Annotated in this window: 16 protein-coding genes; 2 read left to right on the top strand and 14 right to left on the bottom strand. The window is 34.0% G+C overall.

Annotation, left to right across the window (positions count from 1 at the left end; all coding sequences use genetic code 11):
- Nucleotides 1–113 precede the first annotated feature (113 nt).
- Together ACZ47Z_RS07155 and ACZ47Z_RS07150 are read right to left on the bottom strand one after the other, a co-directional pair.
- A complete protein-coding gene (locus ACZ47Z_RS07155; RefSeq protein ID WP_054751141.1) occupies nt 114–1,346 on the bottom strand; it encodes a hypothetical protein in 1,233 nt (410 codons plus the stop codon).
- 245 nt (nt 1,347–1,591) lie between these two features.
- Nucleotides 1,592–2,563, bottom strand: coding sequence for an Abi family protein (locus ACZ47Z_RS07150; RefSeq protein WP_117539709.1), 972 nt, complete (start codon nt 2,561–2,563; stop codon nt 1,592–1,594).
- Nucleotides 2,564–2,785: 222 nt separating this feature from the next.
- Between ACZ47Z_RS07150 and ACZ47Z_RS07145 the strand changes: the two genes are divergently transcribed.
- Nucleotides 2,786–3,730: an IS4 family transposase gene (locus tag ACZ47Z_RS07145; RefSeq protein WP_464526014.1), complete on the top strand. Its 945-nt coding sequence runs from the start codon at nt 2,786–2,788 to the stop codon at nt 3,728–3,730.
- Nucleotides 3,731–4,251: 521 nt separating this feature from the next.
- Here ACZ47Z_RS07145 and ACZ47Z_RS07140 read toward each other — a convergent pair.
- The 5 genes from ACZ47Z_RS07140 to ACZ47Z_RS07120 all read right to left on the bottom strand — a co-directional run bounded on the left by ACZ47Z_RS07140 (nt 4,252) and on the right by ACZ47Z_RS07120 (nt 7,229).
- Nucleotides 4,252–4,506: a hypothetical protein gene (locus ACZ47Z_RS07140; RefSeq protein ID WP_118111456.1), complete on the bottom strand. Its 255-nt coding sequence runs from the start codon at nt 4,504–4,506 to the stop codon at nt 4,252–4,254.
- A 1-nt stretch (nt 4,507) separates the two neighbouring features.
- Nucleotides 4,508–4,708 (bottom strand): hypothetical protein, encoded by a 201-nt coding sequence (locus ACZ47Z_RS07135; protein WP_054751139.1) that lies wholly within the window; start codon nt 4,706–4,708, stop codon nt 4,508–4,510.
- Between the two features lie 98 nt (nt 4,709–4,806).
- Complete coding sequence (locus ACZ47Z_RS07130; RefSeq protein WP_118111453.1) at nt 4,807–5,844, bottom strand: hypothetical protein; 1,038 nt, start codon at nt 5,842–5,844, stop codon at nt 4,807–4,809.
- Nucleotides 5,813–6,814, bottom strand: coding sequence for a hypothetical protein (locus ACZ47Z_RS07125; protein WP_147338216.1), 1,002 nt, complete (start codon nt 6,812–6,814; stop codon nt 5,813–5,815). Before ACZ47Z_RS07125 ends, ACZ47Z_RS07130 begins: the two co-directional genes overlap by 32 nt.
- A 10-nt stretch (nt 6,815–6,824) precedes the next feature.
- Entirely contained in the window at nt 6,825–7,229 is a 405-nt protein-coding gene (locus tag ACZ47Z_RS07120; RefSeq protein ID WP_054751135.1) for a hypothetical protein, read from the bottom strand.
- A gap of 291 nt (nt 7,230–7,520) precedes the next feature.
- Between ACZ47Z_RS07120 and ACZ47Z_RS07115 the strand changes: the two genes are divergently transcribed.
- On the top strand, nt 7,521–8,078 hold the full coding sequence (locus tag ACZ47Z_RS07115; protein ID WP_464526013.1) for a transposase: 558 nt from the start codon (nt 7,521–7,523) through the stop codon (nt 8,076–8,078).
- A 778-nt stretch (nt 8,079–8,856) separates the two neighbouring features.
- Here the strand turns inward: ACZ47Z_RS07115 and ACZ47Z_RS07110 are convergent.
- The 7 genes from ACZ47Z_RS07110 to ACZ47Z_RS07080 form a co-directional block, all read right to left on the bottom strand.
- Entirely contained in the window at nt 8,857–9,066 is a 210-nt protein-coding gene (locus tag ACZ47Z_RS07110; protein WP_181980287.1) for a phosphohexomutase domain-containing protein, read from the bottom strand.
- A 2-nt stretch (nt 9,067–9,068) separates the two neighbouring features.
- Nucleotides 9,069–10,040 carry a glycosyltransferase family 2 protein gene (locus ACZ47Z_RS07105; protein WP_054751133.1) on the bottom strand — a complete coding sequence of 324 codons (972 nt, stop codon included), beginning with the start codon at nt 10,038–10,040 and terminating at the stop codon, nt 9,069–9,071.
- Between the two features lie 268 nt (nt 10,041–10,308).
- A complete protein-coding gene (locus ACZ47Z_RS07100; RefSeq protein WP_464526012.1) occupies nt 10,309–11,430 on the bottom strand; it encodes a Coenzyme F420 hydrogenase/dehydrogenase, beta subunit C-terminal domain in 1,122 nt (373 codons plus the stop codon).
- A 4-nt stretch (nt 11,431–11,434) separates the two neighbouring features.
- Nucleotides 11,435–12,838, bottom strand: coding sequence for an oligosaccharide flippase family protein (locus ACZ47Z_RS07095; protein ID WP_464526011.1), 1,404 nt, complete (start codon nt 12,836–12,838; stop codon nt 11,435–11,437).
- A gap of 33 nt (nt 12,839–12,871) precedes the next feature.
- Nucleotides 12,872–13,501, bottom strand: a complete 630-nt coding sequence (locus ACZ47Z_RS07090) for a DUF1919 domain-containing protein (protein ID WP_464526010.1) — start codon at nt 13,499–13,501, stop codon at nt 12,872–12,874.
- Between the two features lie 13 nt (nt 13,502–13,514).
- Entirely contained in the window at nt 13,515–14,600 is a 1,086-nt protein-coding gene (locus tag ACZ47Z_RS07085; protein ID WP_117891151.1) for a polysaccharide pyruvyl transferase family protein, read from the bottom strand.
- Between the two features lie 14 nt (nt 14,601–14,614).
- Nucleotides 14,615–15,775 (bottom strand): O-antigen ligase family protein, encoded by a 1,161-nt coding sequence (locus tag ACZ47Z_RS07080; RefSeq protein WP_117569779.1) that lies wholly within the window; start codon nt 15,773–15,775, stop codon nt 14,615–14,617.
- Nucleotide 15,776 lies beyond the last annotated feature (1 nt).

Genomic DNA, 15,776 nt, shown 5'->3' with positions numbered 1-15,776 from the left:
GCACAACTTTTTGTGTTTTTTGACACTGCATGATCCAATCGGTATATCTTATCCAGTTGTCTTATCATTTCGATTTTCTCAAGTTCCCTAATTGCTGCCGAAACAGTTGGAAGTTAACAAATATCCTCATCAAATGCCTGCCGAACTGCGTCCTCATCATACATTGCCACAATCTGTTTCTCTTTCAGCTTTTTCTTAAGTTCCTTTTTTGATAATCCCGTCAGTCTCCTAACATCATCAAACGTCAGATAACTCTTAGGCTCTCCAAAGCTCATCATTGATTCATCCGGAAGATCAACCGGGTACTCTTCCTCCGGATGATCCTCCAGATGAAAGGCAATATAAAATCTCTGTGTAGTCTTCAGATAACCGCATAGCCTCTGGTAAATATAAGTGATAGATCGTGCATAATCTTCATCCGGATTATATTGAAATGCATAGTGATTGATCTCACCTTCGTCATCCGTCACAATATTCCCCATCACAATTTCATCTTTTAATTTGAAATATGCCCGATTGATCGACTCTTCATCTGTCAAATCTGCATCTGATTCCACCTGCATGATTCCTACTGTTGTATGTCTTCCCGACCGTACTTTAATTCTCTCCAGTTTTCTTTTAAATCTGCCTCTGTTATAATTTTCAAAAATCATGATTGAAAAAAGCAAAATCCAGATCCGGTTATCGTTTTCCGTAATCTGAATAATATCTTTATACTTCTTGTAAAAATAATTAAATCGATTACTGATATATTTGTCCAGTCTTGATTCATTCACGACCTTTTTCTGTGTATACACTTTATCAAGAAAAACGGTCATAAATTTGTATACCACAGCAATTACAACGAGCCAGAATTCACTCACAAGTTCAGAAGCCGGTATAAATACTTTTTCCGGTTCGCAGAGAAAATACTTAATCAGAAAACAGGCTGCTCCGATTCCCAATACCGCATTAAAAAGTTCATATCGAACATTATATAATTCTCTTCTGTTCAGTAAAATACAAATAAGAAATGCACGATATATATAATATGTTACCACGTAAACAATCAAGAATTTTCTGCCAAAGGCCAATTCCTTCACGTGATAGCAAAACATTGACAGAAAGATCAAAACGATATTAGGAATCAATATATTCATTAAAATATTTGTTGACATTCCTTTGTTCTGATCCGCGCGAAATGTAAATACCGCATACGGTCTTCCACTATTGGTGACACTGTGTAATACACTTCCACACCAGGAAATAGTATGTACGGTAATGGCAGCAAGGATAAGCAGAAATAACAGGAAAAGCCAGTCTTTGGGATTGTATGAAAATATTGATGTTAAAATGGTGTTTATCATTTGTGTATGCCTTTTTCCGTAAAGTTTATAAAAACTTTACCATATTAATATATAAAATTTCTAAGATTCAAAAATTATTTTATTTAAAAGCAAAAACTATCATATCTAATTTTAGTTGTACCTATGATTAGAAGTTAATAAAAAAAGAGCCCGACGCATCAAGCTCTTTCAAGATGTTGTCCGAAGACGACCATCGCAATTCATAGTTATAATATACTACACGGAATAAAATTATGCAAGATTTTTTAAGAATTGCTAATGAAATTTTGTAGCTGATTCAAATGTGCCCTCTGCTGAGTTCCAAGAATTTGATTACAAATATTAGGAGAAATCTGCGTTCTTAATAAATCTGTACACTCAACAAAGGAACTCACAAATTGCTTGCAAGCCGTTTTGGTTTCTCCCATTTTTCTTAGAATGTAAGTAATTAGGATTATGTAAGCATCAATATATTTAAAGTCAAGTCCTGTAATTCCTACCTCTGCTTCAAGTAGCGCGTTAAGGCGTCCGTTTATTGTGCTTGTTTGAAACCGAGTGTCAAAAATAGTATTATTATGTGCAACTGCATTCCGCAAATCCTTGATGGCATAAATCATATATTCGGTAATTTTTCCATCCGCATCAAAATTACTTGGTAAGTGAAGAATACTTGAAGTTTTTAATTTGACATTTAAATTTGAGCAGGCAAAAAAGGTTCCAAACTCTCCAAGTGCCAGAGACTCAAAAACAGCCCAAATAGGAATTGGGCGATCCGAATCAAAGAAATGATTGACTGTTTGTTTCTTATTTGAGTAATCACGCAAAAGTGCATTGTTAATTTTGCCCTTAAGATTCATCCTCTTAACATATTGCTTATGATATTGCTTACTTCCAGGAGCATAGGATTGGTAATCTGTAATGGATTTATTAAAAATGACATCAAGATTTTCCGACTTGCTGTCTTGAAGTACAGCTTCAATCACATAACTTTTTAATGCATTTTCAATAAACATTACCTTCGGATAAATTGTGGCTTTTAGCTGCATATCAAATTTGTTTAATGCTATAACCTCATCCAGGGATGAAAAAGGAATGCGCTGGTTTGGGTTACGAATGAAACGATACCCCTTGTATCCGTGGTAATAGCCAATGTTTCGTAAAGACTGCGCCTGGTTGCTTTTAACTGTAATCTGATGATGATTTCTCAAATATTTCATAAGCCGATTAATTGACAGCATATTTTATCCTCCTGGCTAAAAATATATCTATATTATAGCACTCTTGAGAAATATGTGAAAGATAAAAATCATAAGGGACTACTTCGGGTACATACATATCCTTAATTTCCATCCCAAAATAGCCCCAAGCATCTTGGTCTGGAAATAAAGTCTAATGAAACCGATTTTTTTATATCCATACCCAGTGATTTTACCAAGCATGGCTCTAAGTGAATATTCCGGATGGTTTTACATCAGCTCTATTATTTATCGGTTGATTTATTCTATAAGCAGCTCCCATCTCGTAAACTTTGGAATGGATATCATTTATTTGCCATTGATGGTTCCAAAATAGAATTGCCTAATTCCAAATCGAATTTTGAATTCTTCGGTGAAATGTTTGGATATCCTGATCCAAGCCGCCGTTTTACTATGGGACTTGGTTCCATTGTTTATGATGTTCTTGATGATTATATCGTCTATGCTTCTTTTCAGCGATATCTTGCATCTGAACGTTCTGCTGCTTTAGAACATTTGCATAATTTAGAAGATTTAAATATCTATCAAAACAGCGTTGTAATCTTTGATCGTGGCTATTATTCTGAAGATTTGTTTCGTTACTGTGTCGAGCATCAGCACCTTTGTCTTATACGCTTAAAACAGAATTATAACATTGCTAAGAAATGCTTTGGCGACATAATCACTGTTCTTCCTGGCAACACAAAAGACGGAACTGAGAATGTCAAGATAAGAGTCATCGAAGTTATTCTCAATGATGGAACGAAAGAGTATCTTGCCACCAATCTTTTTGATTCACATATTTCTCAACAGATGTTCCGCGAACTTTACTTCTATCGCTGGCCAGTCGAAACAAAATATAAGGAATTGAAAAGTCGTCTTGCTATTGAAGAATTTTCCGGGGCAACAACCACTTCGGTACTTCAAGAATTTTATATCAACGTACTTCTCTCAAATCTGTCATCTCTTATTAAGAATCAAGTTGATGAAAAAATTCAGATTACCGCTAAAAGTACGAATAAGTATCGATACCAAGCAAACCGGGCATTTATCATCGGACGTATCAAAACAATAGTTCCTAAAATCTTGTCTAATCTTTTCGATTTATCTGCAATTGATAGATTATATAAGGACTCTCTCCGATACAGATTGTATATTTCGTTAGCTTAGAACCATTTGCACGGAAATTCAGAGCCATAGTGACAGAAACAGGGCCAACTTCAATATCATACCCATATTTCGTGTAAAGGGTACTTCGCATCGTCAAAGCCAACAAGCCCTTGACAAGAAATATGTGCATGATTACTAACAAACAAGCAGAATTCTTGATTTCTGCGATTGGATCACCTACTCGAAATGGTGGCTCCCATTCTCCGTGAGACTGGCTCAGTTTTACCGTGCAGGTGGTTCTGTGTGATCGGAATATACAGCAGATCTCAAATTATGCCTGGAAGAACATTTCAACGAAAAAAGAACAAAGCAATAGGCAGAACACATTTTAACAACAAAAAAATTGCATTCTAATAATCAATAGTTTTTAATATGGCTTTTCCGTGAAGCTCTATTAAAGTGCGTCTTCTTTTCTAATCTACTTTGCTCTTTTCCCGATTTCACACCATTGACCATTGCTCTGGCCAGGCACTTGTCTTAAGTTGACACTAGGTTGACCACATTGGGGTCACTTTCGTTCGTTATTTATTCTGATTCTCAAGCGCAACAATCTCCCACCTTCGCAAGCCTTTGGAAGTATCTAATCTGTATTTTGGGGAACATTTTTGGCATTCTAACCATACATCATGCTCTCTAAATCCTGGAACATTTTCATGTTCCTCTATAATTTTTCCTTTCCCGCAAGGGCATTCATATTCGTATCGCTCTATATTGCCATCTCCTGCACCGTAACCTGGATGGTATTCTTGGTTTGAATAAATTCTTTTTATTTTCATACTAGAACTCCTCCATGATGTTTTTCTTAGATATTAATCCATATTCCTTATAAGCACCAACCCAAAAAATTATCGAGGCTGTACTAAATAATAGCACTTGTATTTCATGAGGATACTCTGAATAAATATTGTGCACTGCTTGTTCTAGAAAACCTGATGCTTCCTCAGATATTTTCTCTGTTACTATCGTAGCTTCTTCCATATAATCACCTGTTTCTTTCTTTTTCAGTAGGTCCTACTGTGATTATAGCTTATCATATAAAGCTTCAAATTTCCTAGGAACGAAAAACCGGAATTCTTTTATTTATGTATCTGCTTCAGAACTTTTCTCATATTTCGAATCTTGTTATTAGATAATTCCTTTTTATGCCATGCTTCGAACATATCATATTCTCTAAAAAAGGACGCCCAATCTTCTAATGTAGTTTCCTTGGCAAATTGTTCTCGCAACGTATTTCCATTAACTAATTTTAAATGATTATTAAGCTGCGCCATAATAACTAACAATTCCGCATAACACCGGTTATCAACTTCCAAATCATCTGATATCTTTAAATCCTTTGGCACAAGAATATCAATCATTTTTTGCCGTGGCCTAACCATTCTGCTATCAAGTCCAACCTCGCATCCTAGAAAAGAGTGTATTGTCATTCTTGCACAGAGAATAGAGTAAAAATCTCTATCTACTTCTTTTACTCCTATTTGTTCCATTTTATTGGCTAAGATATATGCGAATTCAAATGCATATTTCCAATCCAGAGTAAAAAAGGCCAATGAATAAAAAACCATATTATAATCCGTTTCGAGACTTTTCTGCTTCCAATCTACTATTTTTCGATCATAATCTTCCATCATATCTCTAAATGTCATATTAGGCACTTTTTTGACATCTGAAAGTCTATTTTCAACAAACGATTTCAATATCGGCATATCACAGATACTGGTAAGTTCAAAATATTGCATAGGAGTAAGAGAATAACCTTCCTTTTTTTCATCCATTGTCTTCATGCTTTTTGCTTTGAGCTCTTCGATATTAATACCTCTACGTTTAAATTCATCATACTCCTGATCACGATACTTCTGACAGTATTTAAGTACTCTACTATATTTCATTCTCGCATCTGTATTTTTGTCTACCCCGTACGGTACATAATATCTGAGTGGATGTTTTTCCTGAGAATTATCGAACGCATATTTTATAAACTCAACCATCATTTCATCAATAAACTCTTTTTCGGATACGCCACCTACAAAAACCATTTCAATATATTTCCTCGGAAAACATGTTATAATGGCCCTAGCAATCTCAATTCTCATTTTCTCCATCTTGTTCGTCATCAAGAGCACCTTCTTTCTCTTTTTCCCCTAAAACGTATTCGACTGTTTCAAGAGCATTTATTAACTGTATGCATTCAAATCGTTCTATCTCTCTACCACATTTCCCATGCAACAGCCAATTTCTATTAATATATGGCGGCTCTACACCTTTATCAAATATATACTCTCCATCCACAAATAGTCGGTTCAAAAAAGCTATTAAGGAAGGATATACATTTAAAAAATAGAATCTCTTAGCAAAAAAGAATTCACTCTTTGAAAATTGTTTCTGTTTTACATCTGCAAAGCCTTTATCAGAAAACTTTTCCCTATATCTTGTTTTTGGACGAAACTGAACCAATGCATTTACTCTCGCCTCCAATAAACCAACCAAATACATTGCACATGTCATATAATCATTATCTTGAAATGCTTTAATTCCTCGAGAATAATAATTTCTGTTTACCGGATCATCATATTTACTCTCTAGCATATTTATAGCACTTTTTATAACACAACCATTATCTTTTTCAAAAAATTGCGTGATTTTCTCCGGCTCGTCTTCAATGAGGGCTTTATACCAATTCTTTATATGTCTTGGATTGCTGTATCTTGAAACAACCCATCCTTTAGCACCTAAAGATTGGCATATTTCGAATTCTTCAAAATACTTTTTTTCGAATTCTTCCTCGGTCAACTTTTCACTCTTTTTGGCTTCTTGAATATACTCTTGCATTTCTTTAGACAACTGAATTGAAGGAAGTATCCCCGTTAGTTGTTTTGATATCTGCGTGAAATCTTGTATCTGATTTTCAACTCTTTTACTTGCGCTTAACTGGTCTAGACTAATATTTATTTTTAATACGGAATCTAATTTAGAAATATTCTGACACAATTCTACAAATCCAGGTGACATATTTTTTGTAATTCGATCCATCTTTTTTATCATTCGATTATATTCATCAGAAAACATCCCCTTATTGTTTTTCAAGCAAACCACCTCATCTCTTTTCTTCTATTCTATCCCTCATATGCAAAATACCTTGAATAGTTCCTTCAACATTAAGTAGTTCCGCTGCAACTGCGGACATTGAAGTTGTAACACCTTTATATGAAATATGACAGTCATCTAAAACTGTCGCTATGATACTTTCATCATTTATATAATGAATCGTAGCACCTACTGGGATACCTACAGCGCTAAATCTAAACGAACCACATTTAGCTTCTTTTGCAACTTCAGCTGCTGTTTCTTCATCAAGAATTTCATGCCCTTCCGGTGACATCGCATAAAATTCACGTTTACGCTCTTTGCCATCAAAGTTGTCAATTGACCGAAGCTCTGGATTTAACTTATCTATCAAATCATGTAAACTAAGATCTAAAAATTTAATAGTGCTTGACACCTTTTACTTCAATGCCAGTTAGCCATCTTAACTTAATAACTTTTTCTCAAAAATATATACCAGCCTTTATTTACAACATTTTTCTCACATTTGATGTTTTCAAGGCTAGTACTTTTTTAACACTTTTGTAATAACTTTTTGTTCCATTATTACTTTTTTACTTGACATTCATTTGAAAATGTGCGGCTGCGTTATCTGACAGAACTGTCAGATAACGCAGCCCTTAGATTAATAAGAGATTTTTAATTCACAGTCAGTTAAATCTCTAATCTAAGGAGGCACATTTATATTATGAACGATTATCCATCAAATGTAAAAGAAAAATTGAATTTTATTATCTCTGATATGGCAAATCCCCATTGGCTCTTCGCCAATAGACCTGGGCATGATTTTATGCGTCAGAACCATGGCAAACTTTCTTTTTATGATACTATGCGACTGATTATTAGTATGGGAAAAGGTAACACAAATGATGAAATCATGGATTACTTTGATCTTGATCCTGATCGCATCCCTTCCCAGTCTGCCTTCAATCAAAGAAGGACTCAGATTTCTCTTTCCGCTTTTGAATATCTCTTTTCGGAATTCTCGTCAGCCTTTCCTGCCACTACTAATACTTTTAAAGACCATTGCATCCTGGCTTGTGATGGTTGTCATGTTGTTTACACAACAAGTTCCGAAATTATCAAAGATTTTAATAAGCCACACCTTATTGATTATAAAGGTTATAACCATATGCATCTTAACGGCTTCGTTGATGTTATTAGCAAAGCTTTTATTGACATTGTTATACAGACGGGTCAAAAGCCTGATGAACGTCAGGCTCTCCACACCATTTCTTGCCAATGAAGCAGTACTAGAAAATCAAAAAAAGAAACGTCGTACCACTAACAAACATCAATATGAAGTCGATTTTTCTTCTGCACTTAAGATTTCCAGAAAATATTTTATCCGTGGACGATCATCGGAAAATCGAATTATAAAACTCATAGCTAAATATATTCATGCTGTCAAATGTAAATTTCGACAATTTTCACGTCCATTACGCGGAATTGGTGCTATTCATTTTGGATATCGATAGTTTCTTTTAATCAAATATTATTTTTTTGACAGATTTCTTATCTGTCTTTTTGGCATACCTTTTTTTACTGATTTTCTCTTAATTTTCTATACTCATTTTTAGATTTTGACATTTATTATCTACCAAACACTTTATCGAACAATTAGCTTAATGGCATTGCTTACACCTAGTGCCTTAAAATTTATTGGAAGTTCACATTTGCTTTTGTGGTTTTTTATGCTATTATAATTATACCACCTAGGCGAAAGGTGGTGATGCATATGGATACATATCAAGTATTAACACTTCTTATGTTATTTGGTAATATGTTAATTGAATTGATAGCTTTAATAGAAAAACGGCGCGATTCATAATCACCACAATCGCTTTTAAAATCATTTATTCAACTAATAATTGTACAATATGGGTGGTAGGTGCATGACTTATGGTGTCATGCACCTTTTCTTTCTTGATGAATACACTCTCTTTGTTTTCTTCCTATATTCTCACCTCAGCTCACCGTTTCATCTTATTTATTCGTTTATGCGTATTTTGTAGATAAATTTTTTATGAAAGTTCTTTTAGTGCTTCCAAATATCCGATTAATCTTTTCTGTGCATTTGTATCTAATTTTTGATATGTTTCTACCAGCATTCCAATTTCTGTCTCTTTACTAATCACATAAATATTATTATCCCTGCTTCTGTTTCCTGTATCTGCTGTTAATGTAATTCCGGCTTCACCACGGAAACCATCGGTTCCAAAGTATTTTGACATTTTTACCTTTTTCTTATTTTAATTCTAACTTTATTTTTACAGCGTTTTGGCATAAAGCTCGGAATTATCGCCCAAGCAATATATGATAACTTTTCTCTTAATGAAATCGGCACTTTTAAACTAATCCAAAGTTGCTTTTTCAAGTTATTCATACAGGAGTCGTACAATTCCTGATATTCCTGCTCTATATCGCTCTTTAAAAGTCCTCGCACAATTGATAAATTGAATGCTCTCCTATGATAATTCCAAGCATCTACTATTGCCGGATTTGACTTTCTCCAATGTTTCTTTTGAATTTCCAGTGATCTGATTCCACAAAGGTTGCTATCAACATTAAATTTTCGCATCGCTGAATTTGGATTACTTACCTGATGATAAACACTTTTTTCTCCAACGGCAATACTATCTACAAATTGAAGACAGTCAATATTAAACAGCATTCCTTCACCGTACCAAATTTTTTCATCAAAAAGAATATTATTTTTTAGAAACTTCATGCTATAAATCTTATTCCAAACTGCAACAAAAATATCGCCCAAGTAAATCCATTCAATAGCTTTTTCGGCTGATACAACATACTCTTCTTCGTTGGATTTTGTATTATAATCTGAATAATTATTTTTATTCATGCCAATTTCACACTTATTACTTTCCACAAGATTTAATAGATATGCAATATACTTTGGCTCTACCCAATCATCTCCATCAATAAATGTCACATACTCACCTGAAGCTATTCTAAGCCCCGCATTTCTTGCGGACAAAACGCCACCATTTTCTTTATGTACACAAGTAATTCTATCGTCTTTCTTCGCCAGTTCGTTAATTATTTTTGCCGAATTATCTAGCGAACCATCATCGACCAAAATAATTTCTATATTCTTATAGTCTTGGTTCATTACCGATTCCACTGTTCTAAAAATAAATTCTTCTACGTTATACACAGGTATAATAACGCTCATTACTTTTTTCATATTATGCCTCTTTCTTCATAAGATATATTTGTAAACCATAAAATCCCAACAAACCAATCGGATTCTACTTTCACAAATCGCGTATTTTAGCTTATGAAGATTAAGACATTTTATAGTGAAGCCGTCGCAAACCATCTCCCAAAAAGGATTTTTAACGACAGAAAATGTACATCCTGTTTTCTCTGGCTTTTCATAAACCAGTTAAGTATAATTTTTGCAAGCGTTCGAAATATTTATTTCAACCTGCCCTTTGTAGCCATAACAACTATTACTTAATAGCGGTTCTGCCCCCTATAAATTTCATATTATATAACACGGTCTTTACGATATTTTTCAAGTACTTCTTAGGGTAACATCTTTTTACTGCTTTCTTAAATCCATACCCCTTTTTCAATTCCTTAAAAAACACTGCCCGTTGCTTAGGCTTCTGAGAGGGCTGATATAATTGATGATTGCTTTCTATCGCTTTTTTCAAATCAACATCTACAAGAGTTAAATCTGCTTGATCTATAAGTTCTTTTCCCTTTTCATTTTGGCAAAGCACTAAAGAAATACCCTTATCTTGGGTGCTTTTTTCAAGTTCACTTCCCCATGAATCCCCCAGGGTAATATCACCGGGCCTTTCAATCTTGGCATATTGACATTGATAACAATTCTCCGTGTATGTTGTCGAGTTCAAAAATGTCATCATATAATTATCAGTTGTTATCGGAACTGCAAAACGCTTTCCATTCTGTTCCAATTTAAAATTATTTTTCTCCCGAAATCTAATGCTTTGAACTTCTGTTAATCGAATCCCATAATCAAACAAAAAGCTGTCCAAAATTTGTGGTGAAGGTGTTCCATGGCAAATTAAATCAGCGGTATACAAATTTTGATGATTCTTTGTATAATGCCTGACCGCTGAAACCTGACATGGCAACCCAATAAAAAGCACCTTTCTTCCCAATTTGAGTTTTTGTAAAATTTTCTTATATACTCCCTCAGGATTACTTTTCACATATTTTGAACCTGTAAATTTACATACTTCATCTTCTGTCTCAGCAAAATCAAACTCAAACTTCCCAAAACTAAATGTGCAGCTACAAACAATCCCTCCATTTTTTATGAAAGCTCGTTCTACTGCTGTTGCAACTCCTCCAGATGAAGAACGCATATGAACGCAATCATCTTGCGCCCATCCCTGTTTCCAATAAATCGGTTTAGTTAGTACTTGTTCTGCGTTGTTTTGGCATGCACTATGGCATGCATTACATTGAATACATTTCTCAGAATCAATTACTGCATTATATTCTATCCACGAATCAATTACTTTTATGGCTTTTTTAGGGCAAACATCAATACACTCCATACACCCTGTGCACTTACCTTTTTCACATACTGTAGTCATATCATCATCTTCCTTTTAATTTTAGTATTTTTCTCACTATGGGGAGCCAGATATCTGAAAACAAATATATAGTAACGGCTAGAATGACGCATTGTAGTAAAAAACCAAACCTATTATCAATGAACATCAAGCCCGCAGACAACACTAAAGCCGTACTTCCCGCTATAAATTCTTTATTATTTATATTATATTGAATATATTTTCTTGTATGAAAAAGTCGAAAGACAAATACAAGTATATAACTAATACACGTAGCAATTGCAGCACCATAAACGCCTACTTGTGGAATTAATATAAAATTCATTGCAATATTAAATATTGCTCCAAAAGTACCAGAAAAAAGATAGCCAAAACTATCTTTGTGAACCGTATAGCTTGTAGCCATAAAACTAGCCATTGTCAAATATACGCATCCAACTGTCAAAAACGGCGTATATTTCCATGCAGAATAATACTCTTTTCCCACATACACACTTAAAAACGGTTTCATAAATGTTAACAAACCTATTCCAATCAACATAACAATTCCAATTAGAACTCTAAATATTTTATTATTATATTCGCTTTCATCTTCTGTTCCTTCTTCACGAATTGCAGAATAACTCCACGCTTGATTGAATATTGTTGTCAATGTAGAAACTAGCGTAGGGAACTTATATGAAACGGCGTAAATTCCATTGGCTGCCACACTTATCATGCTAGACACCATAATGCGATCCGAGGAATTCATAATCCACCACATAAATGAATTCGGAATTAATACTACGGAATATCTCGCCATCTTGATCAGTAGATCTCTATCAATCCTTGAAAATGAGAATGATTTATATCCTTTTCCTACAATAATTGCATATATGGCAGTGAGTGTATTTGCTATAATGTAAGCTTTTAAATACCCATCAACACCTTCTTTAAAGACCAAGAGGAACAGAATGTTTAACACCGCAATAAAAAAAGTATGTAGGACATTTCCTATCGAGTAATAAATCAACAATTCTTTCCCGCGCAAATCGCACAAATAAAGCTGACTTGCTGCCAAAGAAACAACATAGAAATAAACAAACACGGCATATTCAGAAATCTTGTCAAAAGAACGACATATCGGAAAAATCAATAACCCAACCATCATTCCGATTAACAGTATTCCCGTTCCTATTTGGGTAATTTTTCTAGTATTGGCATCCTTATCCAATGAGAACCTCATAACAGACTCACAGATATTTAAAGTAAGAAGTGGAACCGCAACTGTTCCAACTGTCGCAACCAAATCAACGACTCCATATTCAGCAGTTGTAAGTGCATTTGTATATAACGGAATCAAAAAAAATGAAATAAGTTTTGATCCAAGATTTCCCAAAGTAAATATAATAGTGTTTTTTATCAAATAACTGTTTCTGCTATTTCCCATTCTCTACTGCTTGCTCCTTGATTATTTTTATAGTCATCTTTCATTCAAAAATGAAATCCAATCAAATTCATCAAGCCAACGTTTTCCAGTAAATTTACTTTGATAATCACAAAGATTTTTTACATTTTGTATATCTACTTCGCTTTTCGGAATATAATACGCCGAACGATACTGTGGATATTCTTTTACCGTAAAAATGACTTTATGTTTAAATTTCAAACTATCGAATGAACAAATATCCTGTTCCGTACATCCATCTTTTTGCACCATAATAATATAAAGATTGTCCATATTCAGCCGCTTCAAACGTTCGATCCATTTCTGTTTTGCCTGTTCAAACGTTTCATAATGTGTAAAATAGACATGGATATCTTCTAACTTTCCAACCGGATAACCGTATTTTTCACTGTTTTTCTCATCCATTTCGATTTTGCAATCATATATATAATGCTCCAATTGACTCAAAAATTTGATGAATTCCTTTGGAGTAAACCAAAGATTTACAGTTGGTGAGTTGAATCGTAATCCCAATTCATGACTCACCACCCCCCCCACGCAGTTCATTGAAATAATCGAGCAATCCTTGTTTTTTATTTTTCTTTGATACTCTTTATCCATATATATACGAAGAATTCTTCTATAAATCTTATTTATTTTTTCCATCTTCGTCACCCATTTATAAGTTTTCTTTCAAATACTTCAATGATTTTTCTCTTTCCAAACCCAGTATCTCACCGATTTTTTTCTTATCCAGCTCTTTTTTCAGCACTGTATCCAATTGAGAGATATCGGTAATAACATGACTCTGTATTTGAAGGCGTTGCGTTAAATCCTCTAATTTATTCTGGTTACTCTCCCGAATCAATACCGCCATTCTCTTTCCAAATTTTGCACCAAACAGTGTTCCGTGAAATGTGTCCGTTACAATACATTCTGCATTCTGAAAAGCTTTCAACAACTCAAACGGAGTTAGTGTTTCATACGAAGGTATCCATTTCTGCCTTCCAAACGGAGCCACAATCTTCAAATTGTACTTCTTGCAGTATTCAGAAATTGCCTTAATTTCCTCTGGGTCACTAAATCTCTCGGCATAAGAATAAACAATGCAATATTTTTTAGGAAGTTTAGAATTCACTGTAACATTCCTGATTTCATCATCAAAGTTTCCTACAGCCACCGGATCTAAATTATATACAGGCTTTTTTTCGGAAATTTTCTCTACAAAGTCTGCAGTGTTTTTATCCCGCACGGATACAACTGACAAATTCGACATCGCACTTTTAATAGCTTCTCTCAATTCGTCCGACAAATCATCCACTTTTGTCGATCCGCAACTTGCTGCATATGTGATTATCCTTTCAGCAGCTTCAACTTTCCCAAATAGCTGCGAAGAAAAACCCCATTTGGATTTTTGTAAGCAATTGAAAACTTCATCACTTCCTATTACGCATGTATCAAAATGCTCGTCGCCGTTCACACTATTCAGACCTGTGCTATTTCTAAATTCATAAAAAACTCTCCGCAAATTTCTTCCAAGTATTTTGCCCTTAACGCGATTCCATTGTGTTTCTAACCAGCTATCATTTTTTTTGTCAATATCCTTTTTTTCACATTGTATATTTAGAGTATCATCCGTTCCTTTTTCTATCGCAAGAAACCTCACCTCATTACCTAGACTTTCTATCATTTTTTTTAATGAATACGCTTGTAAGACAGATCCGTAATTGTTAACCTGTTGCATTGATAAAATATATACCTTCATATTTAATTTCTCCTTCAATCACTCGACCGTATTGAACCATCGGCATCGCAATTCCATCGAATTAGACATACACCTAAGAAAAAAAACCAGTTCAAGGCCACTTCAAAAATTGATGCAATAATCATTCCATACACAATAATTGAAATATAAAAAGACTTATCTGTCTTGAGAGTATTTTTAAAGCTCCAGAAGACAGTAACAATTAATGAAACTACACTCAAAAATCCCATATTCACCATGATTTCAAGTAATCCATTCTGTGCATTTGCATATAATCCTGTCATATTCTTCATCATCGAATTGCTATACCCATATCCAAACCAGAATCTACTTCTAATGATATTCAGCAAATAATCATTATATATTTCCAAACGCCCAGTCACAGTGTAAGATCTGTTGAAGTATCCAAATACGATATTATTTATAAATTCATTTTTAAGAATTTGTCCCATCACCAAAACAACCAGTGCAGACATAATTAGTGCTGTTACCGCAAATCTTTCATTTAACAGCAACATTCTGATTTTTTGAAATGGAACTATTGTTGCTATAAACAGCACTGCCAAAGTTACCGTAGCCGTAGCACAACCTATGTATAAGGTAAGTGCAATTGAACTTATAAACAAAGCAATATAGCAAATTTTATTTTTCCATAAAATCATCTCATGTGTTGCACCATATAAAGCAACAAAAAATATAAATAAATATGAAGATGTAAATTTATTTCCAAAGATATATGCAGACTGATTGCTGTTATTCACTGTACCGACCAATAATATTGAAACAATTGTCAATATACAATATAGTCCAACGATATTATATAAGCATTTTATTGTCTCGTTAAATCGATCCTTTTGCTTGCAAAGTCCAATAAACGAATAAATATCATAAAATGTAACGGCATAGAGAAGTGCGTCCAAAAAGTCTTTATCCTGATATCCACCTTTAAGATATGCCATAACCGCTGAAAGCAAAACACAGCCAGAAAATAACCACGACAAATTTACAATTCTTTCTTTTTTTTCTCTTGAAATTGTAAACAAAAAAACGCTTATGAGAATAATAATTTTACTTGCCTGCCTTAGTCCTACAGGCAAAAAATATGGTTTAATAATTGCAAATACCAACAAATATGTCAACAAGTTATATACATTGATTTTATATGTAATCTTCATC

Source organism: Mediterraneibacter faecis, from assembly GCF_055383675.1.
This window is presented reverse-complemented; position numbering and strand designations above follow the sequence as displayed.

Bases quoted from the DNA above. Each gene is read 5' to 3' on its own strand.
- ACZ47Z_RS07095 (WP_464526011.1), bottom strand. From the start codon at position 12,838: ATGGGAAATAGCAGAAACAGTTATTTGATAAAAAACACTATTATATTT.
- ACZ47Z_RS07140 (WP_118111456.1), bottom strand. From the start codon at position 4,506: ATGAAAATAAAAAGAATTTATTCAAACCAAGAATACCATCCAGGTTAC.
- ACZ47Z_RS07100 (WP_464526012.1), bottom strand. From the start codon at position 11,430: ATGACTACAGTATGTGAAAAAGGTAAGTGCACAGGGTGTATGGAGTGT.
- ACZ47Z_RS07085 (WP_117891151.1), bottom strand. From the start codon at position 14,600: ATGAAGGTATATATTTTATCAATGCAACAGGTTAACAATTACGGATCT.
- ACZ47Z_RS07135 (WP_054751139.1), bottom strand. From the start codon at position 4,708: ATGGAAGAAGCTACGATAGTAACAGAGAAAATATCTGAGGAAGCATCA.
- ACZ47Z_RS07090 (WP_464526010.1), bottom strand. From the start codon at position 13,501: ATGGAAAAAATAAATAAGATTTATAGAAGAATTCTTCGTATATATATG.
- ACZ47Z_RS07105 (WP_054751133.1), bottom strand. From the start codon at position 10,040: ATGAAAAAAGTAATGAGCGTTATTATACCTGTGTATAACGTAGAAGAA.
- ACZ47Z_RS07155 (WP_054751141.1), bottom strand. From the start codon at position 1,346: ATGATAAACACCATTTTAACATCAATATTTTCATACAATCCCAAAGAC.
- ACZ47Z_RS07115 (WP_464526013.1), top strand. From the start codon at position 7,521: ATGAACGATTATCCATCAAATGTAAAAGAAAAATTGAATTTTATTATC.
- ACZ47Z_RS07080 (WP_117569779.1), bottom strand. From the start codon at position 15,775: ATGAAGATTACATATAAAATCAATGTATATAACTTGTTGACATATTTG.
- ACZ47Z_RS07150 (WP_117539709.1), bottom strand. From the start codon at position 2,563: ATGCTGTCAATTAATCGGCTTATGAAATATTTGAGAAATCATCATCAG.
- ACZ47Z_RS07145 (WP_464526014.1), top strand. From the start codon at position 2,786: ATGGTTTTACATCAGCTCTATTATTTATCGGTTGATTTATTCTATAAG.
- ACZ47Z_RS07110 (WP_181980287.1), bottom strand. From the start codon at position 9,066: ATGTCAAAATACTTTGGAACCGATGGTTTCCGTGGTGAAGCCGGAATT.
- ACZ47Z_RS07130 (WP_118111453.1), bottom strand. From the start codon at position 5,844: ATGACGAACAAGATGGAGAAAATGAGAATTGAGATTGCTAGGGCCATT.